Annotated in this window: 1 protein-coding gene; it reads right to left on the reverse strand. The window is 34.7% G+C overall.

The window, feature by feature from the left end:
• Positions 1–138: 138 nt before the first annotated feature.
• A partial coding sequence (locus ACWIX0_RS14170) for an LPD3 domain-containing protein (protein ID WP_454174614.1) occupies positions 139–472 on the reverse strand: 334 nt, incomplete at its 5' end.

The raw sequence follows: 472 nt of genomic DNA on the forward strand, positions 1-472 counted from the left end.
ATTTTTAATTGTTGGCATTTTTGCTCCTTATTGACTTATTTTTGTTTTTGGGGTAATATTCCCTTTGAAAATGTAGAGGGCGGCGCAAAGGGCTGGGCTGTTTGTTCCTTTTTGACTCTATATTTTTTTCGCTAAGGTCTATGGCTCAGTAGGCAACTTAGCGATACTTTCTAATTCTATCGTATAAATCTTATTCCCCTTATAAATCCCATTTAGTGTTTCTTTTAGAGTAATTTTTGCTTGTGCTGGTTGTCCATCTAGCATAAAATTAGCGATATATCTATGTATTTTTACTTCTTTATTTCCGTGCTTATCGGGCGTGCTTTCTTTTAATGTAGCATTTTCGTATAGTGTCTTAATGTTTTTAGCGGTTTCAAAGTGTTGGTTTTCACTAAAACCATTTTTTACGCTTTCGCTAGTAGCTTTTTCGCTGTTAAGTTTGCCTATACTTTTGGTGCTAATCATAGCCACT

It is taken from the genome of Helicobacter sp. T3_23-1059, from assembly GCF_053654515.1.